The organism is Streptomyces sp. NPDC057877, from assembly GCF_042796855.1.
GTDB lineage: Bacteria > Actinomycetota > Actinomycetes > Streptomycetales > Streptomycetaceae > Streptomyces.
This window is the reverse complement of the sequence record NZ_JBHVMS010000003.1, coordinates 142803-159045: the sequence shown is the minus strand read 5'-3', so window position 1 is coordinate 159045 and position 16243 is coordinate 142803. Positions and strand designations below refer to the sequence as shown.

General features: G+C 74.1%; 27 protein-coding genes and 1 pseudogene. 27 read left to right on the top strand and 1 reads right to left on the bottom strand.

The window, feature by feature from the left end:
- The first annotated feature begins 62 nt into the window (after positions 1–62).
- Entirely contained in the window at positions 63–1163 is a 1101-nt protein-coding gene (gene ssd / locus ACFVQG_RS08465; protein ID WP_383378315.1) for a septum site-determining protein Ssd, read from the top strand.
- Positions 1160–2002 (top strand): annotated as a pseudogene (locus ACFVQG_RS08460) (TadA family conjugal transfer-associated ATPase); the annotation flags it as partial. The gene ssd and the pseudogene ACFVQG_RS08460, both read left to right, overlap by 4 nt.
- A 61-nt stretch (positions 2003–2063) precedes the next feature.
- Here the strand turns inward: ACFVQG_RS08460 and ACFVQG_RS08455 are convergent.
- Positions 2064–2495: a helix-turn-helix domain-containing protein gene (locus tag ACFVQG_RS08455; RefSeq protein WP_383378313.1), complete on the bottom strand. Its 432-nt coding sequence runs from the start codon at positions 2493–2495 to the stop codon at positions 2064–2066.
- Between the two features lie 132 nt (positions 2496–2627).
- Between ACFVQG_RS08455 and ACFVQG_RS08450 the strand changes: the two genes are divergently transcribed.
- The 25 genes from ACFVQG_RS08450 (at position 2628) to ACFVQG_RS08330 (ending at position 16242) form a co-directional block, all read left to right on the top strand.
- Positions 2628–2882: a helix-turn-helix domain-containing protein gene (locus ACFVQG_RS08450; protein ID WP_383378310.1), complete on the top strand. Its 255-nt coding sequence runs from the start codon at positions 2628–2630 to the stop codon at positions 2880–2882.
- Positions 2879–3070, top strand: coding sequence for a hypothetical protein (locus ACFVQG_RS08445; protein WP_383378308.1), 192 nt, complete (start codon positions 2879–2881; stop codon positions 3068–3070). Before ACFVQG_RS08450 ends, ACFVQG_RS08445 begins: the two co-directional genes overlap by 4 nt.
- An 83-nt stretch (positions 3071–3153) precedes the next feature.
- Complete coding sequence (locus tag ACFVQG_RS08440; protein WP_383378306.1) at positions 3154–4164, top strand: hypothetical protein; 1011 nt, start codon at positions 3154–3156, stop codon at positions 4162–4164.
- A complete protein-coding gene (locus tag ACFVQG_RS08435) occupies positions 4161–4799 on the top strand; it encodes a hypothetical protein (RefSeq protein ID WP_383378304.1) in 639 nt (212 codons plus the stop codon). Before ACFVQG_RS08440 ends, ACFVQG_RS08435 begins: the two co-directional genes overlap by 4 nt.
- Positions 4796–5308 carry a hypothetical protein gene (locus ACFVQG_RS08430; protein ID WP_383378302.1) on the top strand — a complete coding sequence of 171 codons (513 nt, stop codon included), beginning with the start codon at positions 4796–4798 and terminating at the stop codon, positions 5306–5308. Before ACFVQG_RS08435 ends, ACFVQG_RS08430 begins: the two co-directional genes overlap by 4 nt.
- Positions 5305–5697, top strand: coding sequence for a helix-turn-helix transcriptional regulator (locus tag ACFVQG_RS08425; RefSeq protein ID WP_383378300.1), 393 nt, complete (start codon positions 5305–5307; stop codon positions 5695–5697). The genes ACFVQG_RS08430 and ACFVQG_RS08425 overlap by 4 nt, the downstream gene beginning before the upstream one ends.
- Entirely contained in the window at positions 5697–6020 is a 324-nt protein-coding gene (locus ACFVQG_RS08420; protein ID WP_383378298.1) for a hypothetical protein, read from the top strand. The genes ACFVQG_RS08425 and ACFVQG_RS08420 overlap by 1 nt, the downstream gene beginning before the upstream one ends.
- Positions 6007–6384, top strand: a complete 378-nt coding sequence (locus tag ACFVQG_RS08415) for a hypothetical protein (RefSeq protein WP_383378296.1) — start codon at positions 6007–6009, stop codon at positions 6382–6384. Before ACFVQG_RS08420 ends, ACFVQG_RS08415 begins: the two co-directional genes overlap by 14 nt.
- A gap of 69 nt (positions 6385–6453) precedes the next feature.
- Positions 6454–7782 carry a hypothetical protein gene (locus ACFVQG_RS08410; RefSeq protein ID WP_383378294.1) on the top strand — a complete coding sequence of 443 codons (1329 nt, stop codon included), beginning with the start codon at positions 6454–6456 and terminating at the stop codon, positions 7780–7782.
- A complete protein-coding gene (locus ACFVQG_RS08405; protein ID WP_383378292.1) occupies positions 7779–8264 on the top strand; it encodes a hypothetical protein in 486 nt (161 codons plus the stop codon). The genes ACFVQG_RS08410 and ACFVQG_RS08405 overlap by 4 nt, the downstream gene beginning before the upstream one ends.
- A 76-nt stretch (positions 8265–8340) precedes the next feature.
- Positions 8341–8484 carry a hypothetical protein gene (locus ACFVQG_RS08400; RefSeq protein WP_383378290.1) on the top strand — a complete coding sequence of 48 codons (144 nt, stop codon included), beginning with the start codon at positions 8341–8343 and terminating at the stop codon, positions 8482–8484.
- A 7-nt stretch (positions 8485–8491) separates the two neighbouring features.
- On the top strand, positions 8492–8722 hold the full coding sequence (locus tag ACFVQG_RS08395) for a hypothetical protein (RefSeq protein WP_383378288.1): 231 nt from the start codon (positions 8492–8494) through the stop codon (positions 8720–8722).
- Complete coding sequence (locus tag ACFVQG_RS08390; RefSeq protein ID WP_383378286.1) at positions 8719–9186, top strand: hypothetical protein; 468 nt, start codon at positions 8719–8721, stop codon at positions 9184–9186. Before ACFVQG_RS08395 ends, ACFVQG_RS08390 begins: the two co-directional genes overlap by 4 nt.
- The gene (locus tag ACFVQG_RS08385) at positions 9183–9431 is read left to right on the top strand and encodes a hypothetical protein (protein WP_383378284.1); all 249 of its coding nucleotides are present in this window, start codon (positions 9183–9185) and stop codon (positions 9429–9431) included. The genes ACFVQG_RS08390 and ACFVQG_RS08385 overlap by 4 nt, the downstream gene beginning before the upstream one ends.
- 75 nt (positions 9432–9506) lie before the next feature.
- The gene (locus tag ACFVQG_RS08380) at positions 9507–10793 is read left to right on the top strand and encodes a hypothetical protein (RefSeq protein WP_383378282.1); all 1287 of its coding nucleotides are present in this window, start codon (positions 9507–9509) and stop codon (positions 10791–10793) included.
- Between the two features lie 23 nt (positions 10794–10816).
- On the top strand, positions 10817–11155 hold the full coding sequence (locus tag ACFVQG_RS08375; RefSeq protein WP_383378280.1) for a hypothetical protein: 339 nt from the start codon (positions 10817–10819) through the stop codon (positions 11153–11155).
- Positions 11152–11769: a hypothetical protein gene (locus tag ACFVQG_RS08370; protein ID WP_383378278.1), complete on the top strand. Its 618-nt coding sequence runs from the start codon at positions 11152–11154 to the stop codon at positions 11767–11769. Before ACFVQG_RS08375 ends, ACFVQG_RS08370 begins: the two co-directional genes overlap by 4 nt.
- Positions 11766–12062: a hypothetical protein gene (locus ACFVQG_RS08365; RefSeq protein ID WP_383378276.1), complete on the top strand. Its 297-nt coding sequence runs from the start codon at positions 11766–11768 to the stop codon at positions 12060–12062. The genes ACFVQG_RS08370 and ACFVQG_RS08365 overlap by 4 nt, the downstream gene beginning before the upstream one ends.
- A 113-nt stretch (positions 12063–12175) precedes the next feature.
- Complete coding sequence (locus tag ACFVQG_RS08360) at positions 12176–12595, top strand: hypothetical protein (protein ID WP_383378274.1); 420 nt, start codon at positions 12176–12178, stop codon at positions 12593–12595.
- Positions 12588–13316, top strand: a complete 729-nt coding sequence (locus ACFVQG_RS08355; RefSeq protein ID WP_383378273.1) for a hypothetical protein — start codon at positions 12588–12590, stop codon at positions 13314–13316. The genes ACFVQG_RS08360 and ACFVQG_RS08355 overlap by 8 nt, the downstream gene beginning before the upstream one ends.
- 125 nt (positions 13317–13441) lie before the next feature.
- On the top strand, positions 13442–14164 hold the full coding sequence (locus ACFVQG_RS08350; protein ID WP_383378271.1) for a DNA-methyltransferase: 723 nt from the start codon (positions 13442–13444) through the stop codon (positions 14162–14164).
- Positions 14165–14419: 255 nt separating this feature from the next.
- Positions 14420–14674: a MerR family transcriptional regulator gene (locus tag ACFVQG_RS08345; RefSeq protein ID WP_383378269.1), complete on the top strand. Its 255-nt coding sequence runs from the start codon at positions 14420–14422 to the stop codon at positions 14672–14674.
- A gap of 14 nt (positions 14675–14688) precedes the next feature.
- Complete coding sequence (locus tag ACFVQG_RS08340) at positions 14689–15018, top strand: hypothetical protein (RefSeq protein ID WP_383378267.1); 330 nt, start codon at positions 14689–14691, stop codon at positions 15016–15018.
- Positions 15018–15380: an HNH endonuclease gene (locus ACFVQG_RS08335; protein WP_383378265.1), complete on the top strand. Its 363-nt coding sequence runs from the start codon at positions 15018–15020 to the stop codon at positions 15378–15380. Before ACFVQG_RS08340 ends, ACFVQG_RS08335 begins: the two co-directional genes overlap by 1 nt.
- A 268-nt stretch (positions 15381–15648) precedes the next feature.
- Positions 15649–16242 (top strand): DNA primase, encoded by a 594-nt coding sequence (locus ACFVQG_RS08330; protein WP_383378263.1) that lies wholly within the window; start codon positions 15649–15651, stop codon positions 16240–16242.
- Position 16243 lies beyond the last annotated feature (1 nt).

The following is a 16243-nucleotide window of genomic DNA, read 5'->3' as shown; positions in this document are numbered from 1 at the left end:
CACGTTCGGGATTCGCGGGGCCCAAGCGGCACGCGTAAGAAGCAGCGAAGGGGGAGCAAACCGTGGCCGGAGCCGTCACCCAAGAACCACCGCCCGCCGCCGGAGGCAGCCAGGGCGGACCACTGATCGTCACCGAGGACACCGACCTTCTGGACGACCTGCTGCGCCTGTGCGCCGCGGCCGGCGCCACACCCGAGGTCCACCACGCGGTGCCGGAGCGCGGCGGCGGCTGGGAGACCGCACCGCTCGTCCTGGTCGGCGACGATGCCGCACGGCGCGTGCGCGGGGCCGCGCGCCGACACGGCGTGGTGCTTGTCGGACGCGACCAGGACGATCCCGGCGTCTGGCAGCGCGCCGTCAGGATCGGCGCCGACCACGTCCTGATGCTGCCCGACGGCGAGCAGTGGCTGGTCGACCGCATCGCCGACGTCGCCGAGGGCGTCGGACGCCCCGCGCTCACCGTCGGCGTGATCGGCGGCCGAGGCGGCGCCGGAGCCTCCACACTCGCCTGCGCCCTCGCCGTCACCTCCGCGCGGGAAGGGCTGCGCACCTTGCTGGTGGACGCGGATCCGCTGGGCGGCGGACTTGACGTACTCCTCGGCGGGGAGGGCGCCGAGGGCCTGCGCTGGCCCGCCTTCGCGGGCTCACGCGGACGGGTCGGCAGCGGCGCCCTGGAGGAGTCACTGCCCCGACTGCACTCGTTGCGGGTGCTCAGCTGGGACCGCGGCGACCGCGTCGCCGTTCCGCCGACGGCCGTACGGGCGGTGCTCGCCGCGGCCAGAAGGCGCGGCGGCACGGTCGTCGTCGATCTGCCGCGCCGCATCGACGACGGTGTTGCCGAGGCCCTGGCCCAGCTCGACCTCGGGCTCCTGGTGGTCCCCGCCGAACTGCGCGGCGTGGCGGCGGCCGGGCGCGTGGCCTCCGCCGTCGGGATGGTCCTGCGTGATCTACGCGTGGCGGTGCGCGGGCCGTACGCGCCCGGCCTCGACGACCGTGAGGTGGCCCGCCTGCTCGGGCTGCCGCTGGCCGGTGAGGTGCCCGTCGAGTCGGCACTGCTGCGGCCGGACGGCGGCAAGGAGCCGCCGGGAAGCAGCCGGGGTCCCCTCGCGCGGTTCTGCACCGACTTCTGGGAGCGCGCGCTGATCGAGGCGGGTGCCGTATGAAAACACCTACCGAGGCACCCAGCGGCCCGACGCTGCTGGACGGCGTACGGCGTCGGCTGGCCGAGAGCGGCGCCGAACCCACGCCCGCGCGGGTGGCCCAGGCGCTGCGCGAACAGGGGCGGGTCCTCGGCGACGCCGAAGTGCTCGGCACGGCCGCGCGGTTGCGGTCGGAACTCGTCGGCACCGGGCCGCTGGAGCCGCTGCTCGCCGACGCGTCGGTGACCGATGTACTGGTGTCGGCTGCGGACCGGGTCTGGGTGGACCGCGGCGGCGGACTGGAGCTGACCCCCGTCACCTTCCCGGACCCGGCCGCCGTACGGCGCCTCGCCCAGCGACTGGCCGCCGTGGCCGGACGCAGACTCGACGACGCCCGGCCCTGGGCCGACGCCCGGCTGCCCGACGGCACCCGGCTGCACGCGGTGCTGCCGCCCGTCGCGGTCGGCTGCACTCTGCTGTCCCTGCGCGTCGTACGGCCGCGCGCGTTCACCCTCGACGAACTGGTGACGGCGGGCACCGTGCCGCCGGGCGGCGACCGGGTGCTGCGGGCGCTGTTGGACGCCCGGTTGTCCTTCCTGGTCAGCGGGGGCACGGGCAGCGGCAAGACGACCCTGCTGAGCGCGCTGCTGGGGCTGGTCGGACCGGGTGAGCGGATCGTGCTCGCGGAGGACTCGGCGGAGCTTCGGCCGGATCATCCGCACGTCGTACGGCTGGAGACCAGACCCGCCAACCAGGAGGGCGCGGGCCTGGTGACGCTGGAGGACCTGGTGCGCCAGGCACTGCGGATGCGGCCGGACCGGCTGGTGGTGGGCGAGGTGCGCGGCCCCGAAGTGGTCCATCTCAACGTCTGCTAAGCACCAACACTCCGGACTGTGATCGGTCCTGGCCAGAAGACGTCTACATCTACGCGCTGTTCCGCCCCTGCGCTTTCGCCTCGCGCAGCATGTCCACGATCAGCTTCCGGTCCTCCACGGACAGCGGCATCTCCCATGCCGTCCGCTCCAGCCGGTCCGACAGATCGGCGTACGGCGCGCGTTCCTGCACCTGGATCTCCCGAAGGATCTCGGCCGCGTCGCTTCGGCCAGCCTCCACGAGCCGTTCCGGAGACAGGCTGACCGTCCGCGCCATGTGCGCGAGCTGCATATCGCCAGCCCTCGTCTTGACGGGGACGCCTGCCTTCATCAGGTAGCCGTTCTCGATCTGCCCCCAGCGGGAGGCCTTCACAACCCCGCTTCGCTCTGCCGCTTCTGCCCTCGTCAGGCCTCGAGCCTGGCGTGCCCTGCGGATAAGGACCGCCTCGGGCGGGGGCTCGGGGGCGGCGTGCTGTGCCGTCATCTGCACTCCCGGCTCGGTCGACCAGCAGGCAAGCCTACGCAATCTCGCGTAATTACGCACGTCAACGCCTCAGGCTCCCGCTTCTGGATGTAGTTATTGACGATTACTGTAATCCTGCGTAATCTCTCCGGCATGGAACAAGCCCAAACTCGGCTTGCTCAGGACCCTGCGCGGGTTCTGCGTAAGCGCGTACAGGCGGGCCTCGCTCAGAACGATCTGGCGGCGCGCGTCGGCATATCGGCCGCTCAGCTGTGTCGCATCGAAAAGGGAAAGAGCGGGGCTTCCGCCCCCGTCCTGTCTCGCCTTGCCGAGGTACTCGACTGCGAGATCGCGGAACTCATGCCTCCGGATCCGACGGAGGCAATGGCCGGAAGCAACGCGGCGTGAGCGGCCGGATCTGCCTCACGCCCGACGAGGCGTTCGAGGCCGGGTTCAACGAGCCGTGTCAGCACGGTCTTCCGGACCCGGAGGACTGCCCGCACTGCCGACTGAGCGACGCGGAGATCGGCCGCCTGGTCGTGCTTCTGCATGGCTCTCGCAGCCAGCGCCCGCAGTCCACGGCAAGCGCCGCCTGACCAACAAGTGCGGGGCCGCGCCCGGCTGGTCCCCGGTGCACGACCCCTCCGGCACACCTCACCCATCACGAAATGAGGAGACCGTGAACGCATCATCCCAGACGCCCGGGGCGCTGCCCTCGGTGCAGCACGACCCGCGGCCGTTGCAGGCCGCCATCGCCTCCTACGCCACCGTGCACCCCGCCCCCGCGGGCCCGGTGCCGGTGAACCCCGACGTCCCCCACCGCCTCCAGGCCCGCGGCCCCGAGCCGCTGCCTCCCGCCTGCTTCACCTGCGGCGCGAGCGACGGCCCGCTGGCACCTTGCCCCCTCGGCCGCCGCTACCCGTCCGGCGCCCAGGTCCTCTACTGCGGCACCTGCATGCCCCACAACCCGGCCACCGCCGCCGCCACCGTCATCACCGCGGCGATGGACGGCGACGCAACCACCCCGCAGGACATCGCCCAGGCCGAGGCCGACGCCGGACTCCTCTTCGACCCGCAGCGCGTCCAGGCCGCCGTTGACGCCGCCCGCGAGCAGGCCCGCGCCGAGTGCGCCGCCGAGCTGCGCGAGCGCGGCGAGCAGCTGGCCGTCATGGCCGACTACAAGCACCGCCTGGACGCCGTCCTGCGCATGCTGGAGGGCCGCCCGGGCACGCACATGCTGGCCGTCGCCGAGGTCGCCGCCGCCGCGTACGACTGGCCGACCCCGCACGACCTGATCCCCATGACGCTCGCCTGGACCCGCAGCGCCACCGTCCCCGCGGAAGACGCCGAGGACCAGCGCGCGGTGGTCGACTGCGTGTCCGCGCACGGCGGCCGCGCCCACCTCGTCCTCACCGGCGACGAACGCCACGCCCTCGCCTCGCTGCTGGACTCGACGGTCGTCCGGGACATCAACGCGCCGTGCCCGCACTCCAAGGCCTGCGGCATGACCGACGACGAGGTCGACGCCGCCGACCCGCACCTGTTCGGCTGGGCGCGGCTCGAGGTCGCCGGTGTCGACGACGGCCCCCGCTGGTACTGCACCCCTGCCTGTGTCTTCCGCGCGCTCGCCCGCGCTGGCGAGCGGCTCGAGGCGGCCGACCGCCAGGCCGAGCAGGGCGGTGCCTGGTGAGCCGTGCCATCGACACCTACCTGGGGTGGGAGACGCTCCAGCACCGCGTCGGGTGCAAGCGCCCGGCCTGGTCGGTCGACGTCCGTGACGAGCCCCGCAAGTGGCGCGACCGTCACGGCGGCGCCGAGCACAAGTGCACGAACGACGTGTGCGGCCACGACGGCTACTACGCCCAGACGACGATGCGGATCGTGTGCCGGTCCTGCCAGACCGCGACCGTCATCCGTGGCGAGGACTGCCACACCAGCCAGGGCCAGACCGCGAACACCGCCTACGGCTACGGCCTGCCTCCGCGCCAGGCGGCCGGGCTGCTGCTGTGGCCCGGCGAGCCCACGCTGGGCAACGGCCGCCTCCTTCGTGACGAGCCGTACGACTTCGTCGTGACCCGCACCGGCGTCAAGCGCGTGACCGAGGCGGACGTGGTCGGGCAGATCAACCAGGACCGCGGCCGCCGTGGCGGCGTCATCTGGCACGCCACCGCCGTGTCCGACCCGAACGGCGAGTTCGGGTTCGGCCAGCGGATCCGGTGGGCGTACGGGACCGGCGACGGCTCGCCGCTGCGGTCGGTCGGCGCGGCGGCCCGCTGGGTCGGCGCCCGCCTCGCCGAACACGAGACGGGTGGTGGTCAGCGGTGACCGCCATCGAGGAGCAGACCGGTACGGCCGGGCGAGGGAAGAGCACCCGCGACAGCAGCCGGCTGTCTGTGGGCGCTGCCACCCGCGCCCTGCCGCTGCCGCACCTGCCGTACGCGGACGCTGTCCACGTCGAGCTGGTGGCGGCGGGCCTCGAGCCCGACCGGATCGACGCCGGTATCCGCCGTGAGCCCGGCGGCCCGAGGGAGCTGTACCTGACCGCCGTGTGGGAGGCCGAGCACCCGGACCTGCACGGCGACCTGTGGCCGGAGGGGATGACCGTGTCCTGGTCGCACCTGACCGGCTGGTCCACCCACGACGGCGACACCGTCCGCGCCCTGGTCGACGTCGACGCCATCGCGCCCCCGGCGCTGATCGCCGACGCCGCGCTGCACCTGGCCGTCCACGGCCTTCACGTCACGTGGGTGCCGCCGGTCGGCGGCCGCTGGCAGCACGCGCCCGCCCTCGACGCCGCACTGGCCGCCTACCCGGCCCGGGAGGTGGAGTGGTGAGCACCCCCGAGATCCTGCCCACCCTCGTCACGCAGGCCCAGGAAGCGGTGCACAGGGAACTGCCGCACTGTGACCCGCAGCTGGTGCTGGCGGTCCTGCTCACGCTGCACCGCACCGGCATGCTGCGGCCGCGTACGAACGACCGCTACAAGCTCACTCAGCAGCAGCGCGCGGTCCTGATCGGCGCCGCGCGCGGGGAGACCCTCACCCGGACCGCGCGGCGCCTGGCCCGGTACCCGTCCACGATCCGCTCGCACCGGCTGAACGCCTACCGGCGGCTCGAGTCGACGAGCCTCGGCCCGGCCCTGGTGGTCGCTCTCGTCTCCGGGGTGATCACGCTCGACGAGGTGCTGCCCGCCGAGCACCCGGCATTCGGGGAGGCCTGGTGATGGCGCTGATCCTGCTGCTCATCTTCGGTGTCCTGGTCCTCGCCTGGTGGGTGCTGGCCGCGGTCCTCGAGGTCCTCGCCGACCGCCAGGTGCGCGTACCGGAGCGGTGGATGGTGCGGATTCTGCCGGGCTGGCTGCCCACGTACGTCCGTCAGGACCTCGCCCGCGCCCGCCAGGCCCGCACCACCCCCACGGTCACGGCCGCGCCGCCGCTCCCGCTGCCGGACCCGGCGCCCTGGGCGCACGCCGACAAACAGCACACCCGCCCGGCCCCCTCCGGCCGCCACCGCCGACCCGAGGAGGCCCCCGATGGGACGCACTGACGTCATCGCCGCCGCCCTGCGCCACCCCCGCCTGCTACGGCCCCTGCTCGCACACGAGCTGGGCGAGCGGCTGGTGCAGGGACTCGCGCCGAGGTCGACGGTCGCGGAGTGGACGGCGACCGTGCCGCAGCTGGCCGAGGCGATCGACACCGCCCTGGACGCCGACGCCGCGGCGGCCGCCGCCCGTGCGGCCGGGAGCGGCCCGGCCGGTCACCCGCTGGTCATCCTCACCCGCGGCTGCGACCTGGTCGGCGTGTGCGGGTGCGGCCGACCCCTCGGCCGCATCGTGCCCGGCCGCCCGCTGGACGCGCTCGCCGTGCCGTGGGAGCGCCACACCGGCACCGCCCACCCCCACACCGCCTGACCCACCCAGACCGCCGGGCGGGCGGGCCGTGCCCTGACAACCGCCCGGCCACCACGTAAGGACACCACCATGCGACGTCGCGACCCGCGACTGGAGATCATCACCGGGGCCATCGAGCGCCTCATCCCCGGCGCCACGCCCGCCTTCCTGTCCGTCACGGTCGCCGAGACGCTGCCCGGCACCGCCAACCCGGACGGCACCACCCACCGGCACCAGTGGACCGGCCGCCCCGACGGACTCGCCGAACACGTGTTCACCGCCCTGTACGGGCGCCCCCGGAGCAGCGACGACCGCAGCCCCCTCGCCCAGGCCGAGGACGCCAAGCGCGCCCGCGACATCCACGGCGAGATCGGCGCCCTGACGGACGGTTACACCCAGCTCACCACCGCGCCCTGGTACCCGGCCCGCCCCGGCGACCTGATCCACCTGCACTACGAGGCCGGTGGCCTGTCCGAGGCGCACGGTGAGACCTACCGCATCGAGGCCGGGAACCACGGCTTCCTGTCGATGAGGCAGCTCTGCCACACCTTCCCCGACACCGAGGACCTCGAGGGCCTGGTCGGCTGCTTCGCCGTCGACGACGACCCGGACCCGCTCGCGGAACTGTGGATGGAGGCGGGCCCGCAGGCGCTGACGATCGTCCGGGACGGCCTGGTCGTCCACCACGGCGCCTCCCGCAACCTCAGCCCGGTCGTGGTCGCGGGCATGCTCGCGTCCACCAGGGAGCTGGCCAACGCCGTCCATGAGGCCAAGGCCTACCTGACGCGCGGTGAGCCCGAGCTGGCGCTGGCCCGGCTGCGCTCGCCGCGCCCACTGCCCCCGTGCGGCACGCCCGGGCCGATGCCGGATCACGCCGACTGTGCGCGGCCGCGCGGCCACCGGCCGCCGTGCAGCCCGGACGCCGACCACGTCTCGGCCCCGCACGAGTGCCCGGCCCTGCCCGAGCAGCTGTACGCCGTGCTGGCCGTCGGCCCGAAGCGCACGACGGTCAGCTTCGAGGGCCTGTACGAGGACAAGGACGCCGCCCTGGACGCCGTGTCCGGGTGGGACCAGCACACCGAGGCCGAGCGGCGCGGCGGCCGCGGCGTACCCGACTACGTCTTCGTGGACCTGCCCGCACCCGGCGGCGCGTCGCTCGCCATCGTCGCCCCGATGCCGCTGCTGCCCGACCCGCGCGCCGAGGACGAGTGGGCGACCGAGGGCGCGGCGACGGCGCTCGACCACATCGACCCCGTCGACGACACCGACGACGACTTCCCGGACGACGACGGCGCCGAGGACGAGGTGGCGGACCTGGACCCCGTCGACGACAGCGACGACGACTTCCCGGACGAGGACGACGACGAGGACACGGCTGCGGACCTGGACCCGGTCGACGACGAGGACGACGAGACGTGAGCGCCGCCAACCAGCACGCCGAGGCCCACCGGCTCAAGGCCGAGCATCCCGGGTGGGGTGCGCGCCGGATCGCCGAGCAACTCGGCATCACCCGGCACGCGGCCAGTCAGCTGCTCGCCCGGCCGCTGCCTCAGCCGGTGGCCGACGTCCGGCCGCCAGTGGCTGAGGCGGTGGCTGAGGTGGCTGCGCCGGTGCGGCCGGTGGCTGACCGCGTGACCGGCCACCTCGACGCCCTGACCGGCCACCGGCCGGACAGTGGCCGCCGCCTGGTCCTCGACCTCGACCAGTTCCCGGGCCTGGCTGAGGACCTGGCCGAGCTACAGCAGACCGGCGCCAGCCCGGCCGAGGTCGTGAATTTCGCGATCGACCGGCTGGCGACCGCCTACCGCACGGCCCGCGACCGCGGACTGCTGCGTGAGGGCCAGTCGTTCGACGTGGTCCGCATGTGGCTGAAGCCCGCGGCCGCCCGCCGGACCGCCTGATGACCGGGCCGCCCGCCCCCACCGGTCCACAGCCCGGGCGGGCGGCCCACCCCTTCGATTCGCCTGGAGGTGGCTGGTGCTGATCCGTGCCTATGCCGTACTGGCGGCCGCCGCGGCGGCCGCGGTCCTGATCGTGGCTGGCTGCACCGGCCAGCACCTGGCCGTGCCCCGGCCGAGTCCGAGCCCCGCCCCCGCCCCGGCCGCCCCGAGCGGCTGGTAGCCGCGCCATGGCCGAGCAGTGGCCGCCGACCCGGCTGTACGGGGTGTGGGTGGTGGCTGACTACCGGCCGCCCTACGGCTGGGTGCGGCCGCCGTACGCCCGCCTCACGTGCCCGCACGGCTGCCTCATCGAGTCCCCCGCCAAAGCGGACGCCGTCGACGTCGCCCGCCTCATCGCCTCCCTCCACTTCATCCACGCCCGGCGCTGCCCCGGGCCTCGTCCTCAGGAGTCGAGATGACCGACACACCCGTACGCCCCATACCGACGCCCGGTGACCTGACCGCGCGCCGTTGCGGCACGCCACTGGCAGGCGCCCCCGCGCCCGTCTGCCAGGCCCCCGCCGAACCCGACGCCGCGGCGACGCCGCTGTACGACCGGCGCCGGTGGGAGCGGGCACTTCTGGCCACCCGGCTGCCGCACCAGGCCGCCCGGCTGCTCGGCTGGGGCCTGGCCCACCTCGCCGACTCCTCCGGCTACCTCCCGGCGGGCGGTCCCCAGAACGCCAACCTGCTGGGCCGCACCCTGCGCATGAGCGGCAAGCAGGTCCGCATGTCGCTGAACCAGCTCGAGCAGGCCGGGCTGATCACCCGGCCGGACATCCACACCTGGGAGCCCCAGGACGTCGTGCGCCCGATCACCCTCACCCTGCCCGCCGCCCCTGCGCGCCCCGCGCCGCCGAGTACCGCCCAGGCGGCCGGATGACCCGCCGTCCCGAGCAGTTACCGCTGCTGCCCGACGACCCGCCGCGCTGGGGCGGACCGGCCGCCCTGCCAGTGGACCCGATCCGCACCCAGGGCCGCACCGAGTACGCCGTCCGCTGCGACGGCGACACCGGATGCGGCGCCGTCCACCGCCACATCGCCCCCGGCATCCGCACCGCCCCGTGCGGCGCCACCTACACCGTCCCCGTCCCCGGCCCCGACGCCGAGGACACCGACACCAGCTAGGACACCGTGACCCGCCTGCCCGCGCGCCCCGCCGCCGAGCCCCGCCACCATGGCGGGGCCGGTGGTGCTGGCCCAGTGCAGGCACCCTGGTACCGCCAGAAGGTGAAGGTGCCCCGGCGGGTGTGGGAGGGCGGCCGGTACTCGCCCGGCGCGGTCGCCTACCACGCACAGATCACCGCCCTCGCGCAGCGCGCGGACGGCTGCCGCGCCGCGGTCGCCACGCTCGCCGGGTACCTCGGTGACTCCAAGCGCACCGCCGAGCGGTATCTCGCCGAGCTGGCCGCGCCCGGGCCGGACGGCATACCCGAGCTGGCGACCGTGCGCCGCACCGGCGCGGACGGCGACGGGGAGACCGCCGAGCGCCGCACCCGCGGCTGCACCCGCGGTGAGCACTTCGCGTACGTACCGGTCGCGGCCGCCAAGACGCTCCGGCACCCGGTGTTCGTCCTGTACTGCGCCCTGGCCCACGCCACAGCGACCCGTACCCCGGTCACGACGGGGGAGCTGGCCGCGCTCCTGGACGTCACCGAGCGCACCGCCCGCCGTATGACGGCCGAGCTGGAGCGGCTCGGGTGGATCACCGTCCACCGGCGTACAGGCCGCCACGGCCGCCACGACTACGAGGTCCACGAACGCCCCCTACACCCCGTCGACGACCCCACCGGAGCGGACACAGATGGCGGATCGGGTGCGTGCACAGATGGCGGATCCCTCGCGATCAAGGAAGACGCTGGACTGACTGACGAGAGAAGCACGCAGGAGCGTGGTTCTTTCCGCCGTAGGCGAGGTACCGGTAGTACGCCCGCCGATCCTGTGGATACCCCGGGTAACAGCGCTGGGGGTAACTATCCGGTAGCCCCCGTCATCCCGGCCGCCTTCCAGGGCCGTGTGCGCCCCTCTGCACGCCCCGCGTACGACGGGCCCCCGCTCACCCTCAGCCCCCGCGTCTGGGCCGTCCTCGCCCCCGTACACGACCTCCTGCCCGCCATCAGCCCGTACCTGGTGCGGCGCATCGCCCGCGAGATCGGCCGACAGCTCGACACCGGCGTCTGGGCCGAGGACATCCGCGACCAGCTGACCCGACTGCGCACCTGGACACCGCCCGCCGAGATCCGCGACCCCGGCCGCTGGATCCTCGGCGCCGCTCTCCCCGTACGCCCCGGCCCCTGCGGCACCGCCGACTGCCACTACGGCTTCCAGCGCTACACCGGCACCCCCTGCAAAGCCTGCGCCGACACCGCCGAGCGCGCCCTCGGCGCCCACCCACCGCATACCGCCACCTGGCACGAATGCACCACCTGCCAGGCCCCCTCACGCACCCCCCTGACCGGCCACCAGTGCGCCACCTGCCGCACCGCCTGACACCAGGAAGGAACCGCCCTGCGATGCCCTACCCGATACCGCGCCCGCCCGCCCCCAACGGCCCCGGCACCTGCCCCAGATGCCACGCCCCCGTCATCTGGTGCACCACCGCCAAGCAGAACACCCAGATGGTCGACCGCGACCGCAACCCCGGCGGCAACCAAGCCGTACGCCAGGACCGCACCGGCCGCTGGCTCACCCGCCAGCTCGACAACGACCGCCCCATCCCCGAGGCCGACGAACACCTCCACATGCCCCACGCCGCGACCTGCACCGCGACCCGCCAGCAGGCCGCCGCCCGCCGCCGCACCCCCCACCGCGCCCGCACCGGCGTACGCCCCGTCAGGTGGCAGCAGCCATGACGCAGCTCCGCGCCGACGTCGCCGCCATGCTCCGCGCAGGCGCCACCCACGCCCAGATCATCGAGCAGCTGGGTGTCAGCAGCCACACGATCGTGCGCACCCGCCGCGCCTTGAACATCCCCGTCCCGCCCGGCCGGGCCAAGCGCACCAGCGCCGAACTCGCCGCGCTCGACGACCAGGCCGTCACCATGCTCCAGGGCGGAGCCACCTACGAGGAGATCCACCGCCTCCTCGGACTCGGCCACAACCGAGTATCCGACCTGCGCAAACAGCACAAGATCCCCGTCCCCCACCGCGACCGCAACGCCACCCAGCGCCTCACCGTCGACGAACAGTTCGCCCGCTACGCCATCCCCACCTCGACCGGCGGACACCTGCTGTGGACCGGCCCCCACAGCGGCCGCGGCCTCGACCTCATCGCCTCCGGCCGCAAACACAACGCCCGCCACGTCGCCTTCGCCAAGCACCACGGCCGCGACCCCGACGGACGCGTCCGCCGCACCTGCGAACTCCCCGACTGCATCGCCGGAGCCCACCACACCGACCACCGCATCCGCGCCGCCCACGCCCGCGCCGACGCTGCCTACCACCTCATCTTCGGACCAGACGCATGACCCACAACGAGACCCTCAACGTCGCCGCCCTCGGCGCGTTCTTCGCCCTCGCCAGCCTCGCCCTCCTCATCGGCCTCGGCGGCACCGCCTACATCGCCCTGTGCCGCGCCCTCGACGTCGCCGCCGACCGCCGCGCCCGCCGCGCCGCCCGCACCCACGACACCCTCACCGCCGCAGCCATCGACGACACCGTCACCACCGCCCTCAACAGCGCCTGCTGCGAGCCCTGGTGGACGTCCGCGGGTACCGAGCACGACCCGGCCTGCCCCCGCCAGGCCCGCAGAGCCCCATGACCCCCGCGCGCCTGCGTTCCGCGCGCGCGATCGCAGGCGTGTGCGCGCACGCGAGCCACCGCCCCTACCCGCCAGTACGCATGGCCGCAGCCCACCGGCCGGAAAGAGTGATCATGAAGCAGCCCGCCCCCGAGGACCTGGCCCACATCCGCGACCAGCTGCGCGAGGAGATCCGCGACGCCCGCGGCACCCTCAAGGACCTCAGCTACGAGATCAAGACCGCCCGCGACCTCGCCGACTCCCTGCGCAAGCTCGTCTCCGAACTCGCCACCACCGAGGTCCGCGAGGTCCTGGAGGCCGAGGTTGCGCGGCAGCTCACCGCCCTCGGTGAGCAGACCCAGCAGCAGATGGGCAAGGCCACCAGCAAGGTGATCGCCGAGTTCGACAAGCTCCGCGACCTCCTCCTCGGCCAGGACCGCGTCGCCGACGGCCGCGAGGAGCGTTCCATCCCCGAGCTGCTGCAAGACCCCGTCATCCTGGCCCGCGCCCAGCGCGCAGCCCGCCACAACGCAGCCGAGGCCCCCCGTGGGTAGCTGTGCCATCTGCCCGCGCACCGCCGCCGACGGCGTGCACGCCTGCCCCGTCCACGCCGAGGAACTGCGCGCCTGGCTCGCCGAACTGCCCTACCAGGCACGCTTCCTCGAGGAGTTCATCGAGCCCGCCGGACGCCCCACCGCCGGCCGCATCGGCGGCACCGGCCGCGCCCATGCGCCCGTACCGGTCGACCTTCGCGTCCTGGTCCTCCTCGGCCCCGGCCGCCTCGATGCCGCCCCTGGCTCCGACGACGACGGCACGCCGCCGATCCTCGCCGTCCTCGGCGCCTGGGCCGGCCACATCGCCTACCACTACCCAGCCGTCGGATACGACCGCTACGGCACCGCCCGCAGCCAGCCCTGCGAACAGGCATGGCCCTCGTACGGCGAGACCATCACCGGCTGGTGCGCCTGGCTCACCGCCTACCTGCCGTTCGCCCTCACCCTGCCCCTCGTCGCCGACCTGCACCGCCAGCTCGGCAACCTCATCCACCGCATCCGCGACCTCACCCACGCCGTACCCCACCGCCACCCACAGGCCGCCCCGTGCCCGCGATGCGACGCGCACGCCCTGGTCGCCGTCGACGGACAGCACGGCATCACCTGCACCGCCTGCGGCAACCGCCTCGAACGCGACGAGTACGACCAGCACGCCGCCGCCTTCCTGCAGACCATCCAGGCCGAGCAGGAGGCAGACCCCGGCGGCCCCGCGGCCGCGTAGCGCATCGCCGGGTGCTCGGCATATCGCTGTACCGAACAGGTGTTCCCATCGGACACTCACGGCACAACCGTGCACCGACTCGCTCGCCCACCCGGCACATGCGACCCGCACCGAAAGGGGCACCCATGCCTACCTGGACTCTGCACCAGGGAGACGCCCTGACTCTCCTGCCGACCCTGCCCGCCGACTCCGTGGCCGCCACGATCACCGACCCGCCCTACAACTCCGGCGGCCTGACCGCCACCCAGCGCACCGCCCACGCCGCCAGAGACAAGTACGTCAGCGGCGACGCCCAACACGCCCTGCCCGACTTCGACGGCGACACCCGCGACCAGCGCGGCTACACCCTCTGGATGACCCTCGTGCTCGCCGAGTGCTACCGCATCACCGCCCACGGCGGCCCGCTCCTGGTCTTCACCGACTTCCGCCAGCTCCCCGCCACCTCCGACGCCCTGCAGGCCGCCGGCTGGACCTGGCGCGGCATCGTCCCCTGGCACAAGCCGATCTCCCGCCCCTGCAAAGGCGGCTTCAAACGCGCGTGCGAATACGTCCTATGGGCCACCAAGGGCCCCGTCGACGCCGCCCGCAACCCCGTCTACCTCCCCGGCCTGTTCACCGCCAGCCAGCCCCGCGGCAAAGGCCGCCTCCACATCACGCAGAAGCCCGACGAACTCATGGCCGAGCTGGTGAAGATCTGCGTCCCCGCGGGCACCGTCCTGGACCCGTTCACCGGCTCCGGCTCCACCGGCGTCGCCGCCCTCACCTCCGGCCGCCCCTTCCTCGGCATCGAACTGTCCGCACGCATCGCCGACACCGCCCGCACCCGCCTCAAGGAAGCAGCCGCATAGCCGCTGTCACGGCCCTGTGCCACACTGACCCCCGCGACACCGACGGTCCCGGTCGGCGCTTCACACCGGCCCGCCCCACCTCACCGGGGCGGGCCGCGCCGCATCCGCTGGACAAGATCGCCATTTAGCGTCAACATGCTGCCAACAGCACACGTGTGCCCATAGGCGCGGGAAACCGCAGCGCAGCCGGACAGCGCGACCGGCACAGCAGCCCCGGACCAACCCAGGCCCGGGGCTGCGGCGTACCCGAGGGAGGTGGCACACCTGGCCAGCGACCTCTTCAACGGCGCCCAGGCCGCCGAGCTCGCCACCCAATGGCGCCGCATGCGCAGCGCCGGCGCAGCCGCCGTCACCCGCTCCGCCATCTGCAAGTGGCGCGCCCGCGGCCACCTCCCCGTCGCAGGCATCGACGCACACGGCCGCCCCCTCTACGCCCTCGCCGACCTCGCCCGCGCCGAGAAAGCCACCCGCCCCCGTGCACTGCGCCTCGTCGGCATCACCACCACCTGACCCGGGAGAACACCATGGCCCGCGCCTCCATCCCCGTGACCAAGCTGTCCGACGCCGGCAGCGCCGACCCCGTCGAGACCGACGGCGACCCGGTCAACCAGCACTCGCTGACCAACACCGGCCGCACCGTGCTGCGCGTACGCAACGCCGACGGCGTCAACCCTCACACCGTCACCCTGGTGACCCCCATCACCGTGGGCGGCAAGGCCGTCGAGAACACCGCGGTGTCCATCCCCGCCGCAGCCACCCGCACCTTCGGCTCCCTGTCCACCGCCCTCTACGGCAGCAACACCCCCATCGACGTCGACGACGCCCAGCTCAAGCTCATGGCCTTCGAGCCCTGATGGACGGCCACTGGAAGGAAGCGGCCAGCAGCTGGCGCACCGTGCCGCGCCCTACCGGCTGGAAGCGGATACGCGCCGGCATCCTCGAGCGCGACGGCGGCGTGTGCACGTGGATCGACGACGGCGAGCGCTGCACCGAGCCGGGCACGGACGTCGACCACATCGGCGACCCCGACGACCACAGCCCGGCCAACCTCCGCCTGCTGTGCGGCTACCACCACCGCAGGCGCACAGCCCTGCAGGCCCGCGCGGCCCGCGGCCCGCTGCCCACCAGGCGCAGGCCGACCGAGGCGCACCCAGGACTGGTCAGCACGCAGGCCCGGCGGCCGCGGCCCGCCGGTGACGACGTCCCCCCGTTCTGACCGCCCCGGGGGTCAAGGGGTGGGGGGTGACCCCCACCCCACCCCCGCCTGGCACGCGGAGCGGCATAGCAAGCCGCGATGCGTACGGGTTCCGCAGACCGGGCCGCCGTGGCGCCTGGCGCAGGCACACGCGGCCGGCCGCCGAGGCGCCGGGGTGATCCGACCCCCCTCACGGCACAGCGCCACACAGCCCCTCGCCCCCACACGGCCGGTACATTCCTGCTGGTCAGCGCCCCGTTTCGTTACACGGTGCGGTAGACTGGGAGGCGTGATCCCAACCACCTGCGAGCGCGAGACCTGCGGCGCCGAGCTGCGCCGCACGGGCATCGGCCGCCCCCAGCGGTTCTGCAGCGCGCGCTGCCGAGTCGCCGCACACCGCGCCCGCCGAGCAGTGCCGGCCGAGCTGCGCGGCCGCGAACGCTGGGTACGCCGCGGCGACGACAAGGCGCCGCTGCGCGCCGACACCGGCCGCCCCGCCTCCTCCACCAACCCGTCGACGTGGACCACGCACACCGCGGCCGCGCGCTCGTCGCACGGCGCCGGCCTCGGCTACGTCCTGGCCGACGGCGACGACGTCGTCGTCCTGGACCTGGACCACTGCCTCACCGGCGGCCAGCTCGCGCCGTGGGCCGCGCGCATCCTCGCCGCCTGCCCGCCCACCTTCACCGAGGTCTCACCCTCCGGGACCGGCCTGCACATCTGGGGCCACGGCCGCCTCGAGCGCGGCCGCCGCATCCGCCGCGACGACGGCGCCCACATCGAGGCCTACAGCTCCGGCCGCTACATCGCCCTCGGTCACCGCTACGACGACGCGCCCCTCGCCCTGGCCGACCTGAGCGAGGTACTCGAGCAGCTGCTGTGAC

Bases quoted from the DNA above. Each gene is read 5' to 3' on its own strand.
- ACFVQG_RS08455 (WP_383378313.1), bottom strand. From the start codon at position 2,495: ATGACGGCACAGCACGCCGCCCCCGAGCCCCCGCCCGAGGCGGTCCTT.
- ACFVQG_RS08450 (WP_383378310.1), top strand. From the start codon at position 2,628: ATGGAACAAGCCCAAACTCGGCTTGCTCAGGACCCTGCGCGGGTTCTG.
- ACFVQG_RS08420 (WP_383378298.1), top strand. From the start codon at position 5,697: ATGGCGCTGATCCTGCTGCTCATCTTCGGTGTCCTGGTCCTCGCCTGG.
- ACFVQG_RS08415 (WP_383378296.1), top strand. From the start codon at position 6,007: ATGGGACGCACTGACGTCATCGCCGCCGCCCTGCGCCACCCCCGCCTG.
- ACFVQG_RS08410 (WP_383378294.1), top strand. From the start codon at position 6,454: ATGCGACGTCGCGACCCGCGACTGGAGATCATCACCGGGGCCATCGAG.
- ACFVQG_RS08395 (WP_383378288.1), top strand. From the start codon at position 8,492: ATGGCCGAGCAGTGGCCGCCGACCCGGCTGTACGGGGTGTGGGTGGTG.
- ACFVQG_RS08390 (WP_383378286.1), top strand. From the start codon at position 8,719: ATGACCGACACACCCGTACGCCCCATACCGACGCCCGGTGACCTGACC.
- ACFVQG_RS08385 (WP_383378284.1), top strand. From the start codon at position 9,183: ATGACCCGCCGTCCCGAGCAGTTACCGCTGCTGCCCGACGACCCGCCG.
- ACFVQG_RS08375 (WP_383378280.1), top strand. From the start codon at position 10,817: ATGCCCTACCCGATACCGCGCCCGCCCGCCCCCAACGGCCCCGGCACC.
- ACFVQG_RS08370 (WP_383378278.1), top strand. From the start codon at position 11,152: ATGACGCAGCTCCGCGCCGACGTCGCCGCCATGCTCCGCGCAGGCGCC.
- ACFVQG_RS08365 (WP_383378276.1), top strand. From the start codon at position 11,766: ATGACCCACAACGAGACCCTCAACGTCGCCGCCCTCGGCGCGTTCTTC.
- ACFVQG_RS08360 (WP_383378274.1), top strand. From the start codon at position 12,176: ATGAAGCAGCCCGCCCCCGAGGACCTGGCCCACATCCGCGACCAGCTG.
- ACFVQG_RS08350 (WP_383378271.1), top strand. From the start codon at position 13,442: ATGCCTACCTGGACTCTGCACCAGGGAGACGCCCTGACTCTCCTGCCG.
- ACFVQG_RS08340 (WP_383378267.1), top strand. From the start codon at position 14,689: ATGGCCCGCGCCTCCATCCCCGTGACCAAGCTGTCCGACGCCGGCAGC.
- ACFVQG_RS08335 (WP_383378265.1), top strand. From the start codon at position 15,018: ATGGACGGCCACTGGAAGGAAGCGGCCAGCAGCTGGCGCACCGTGCCG.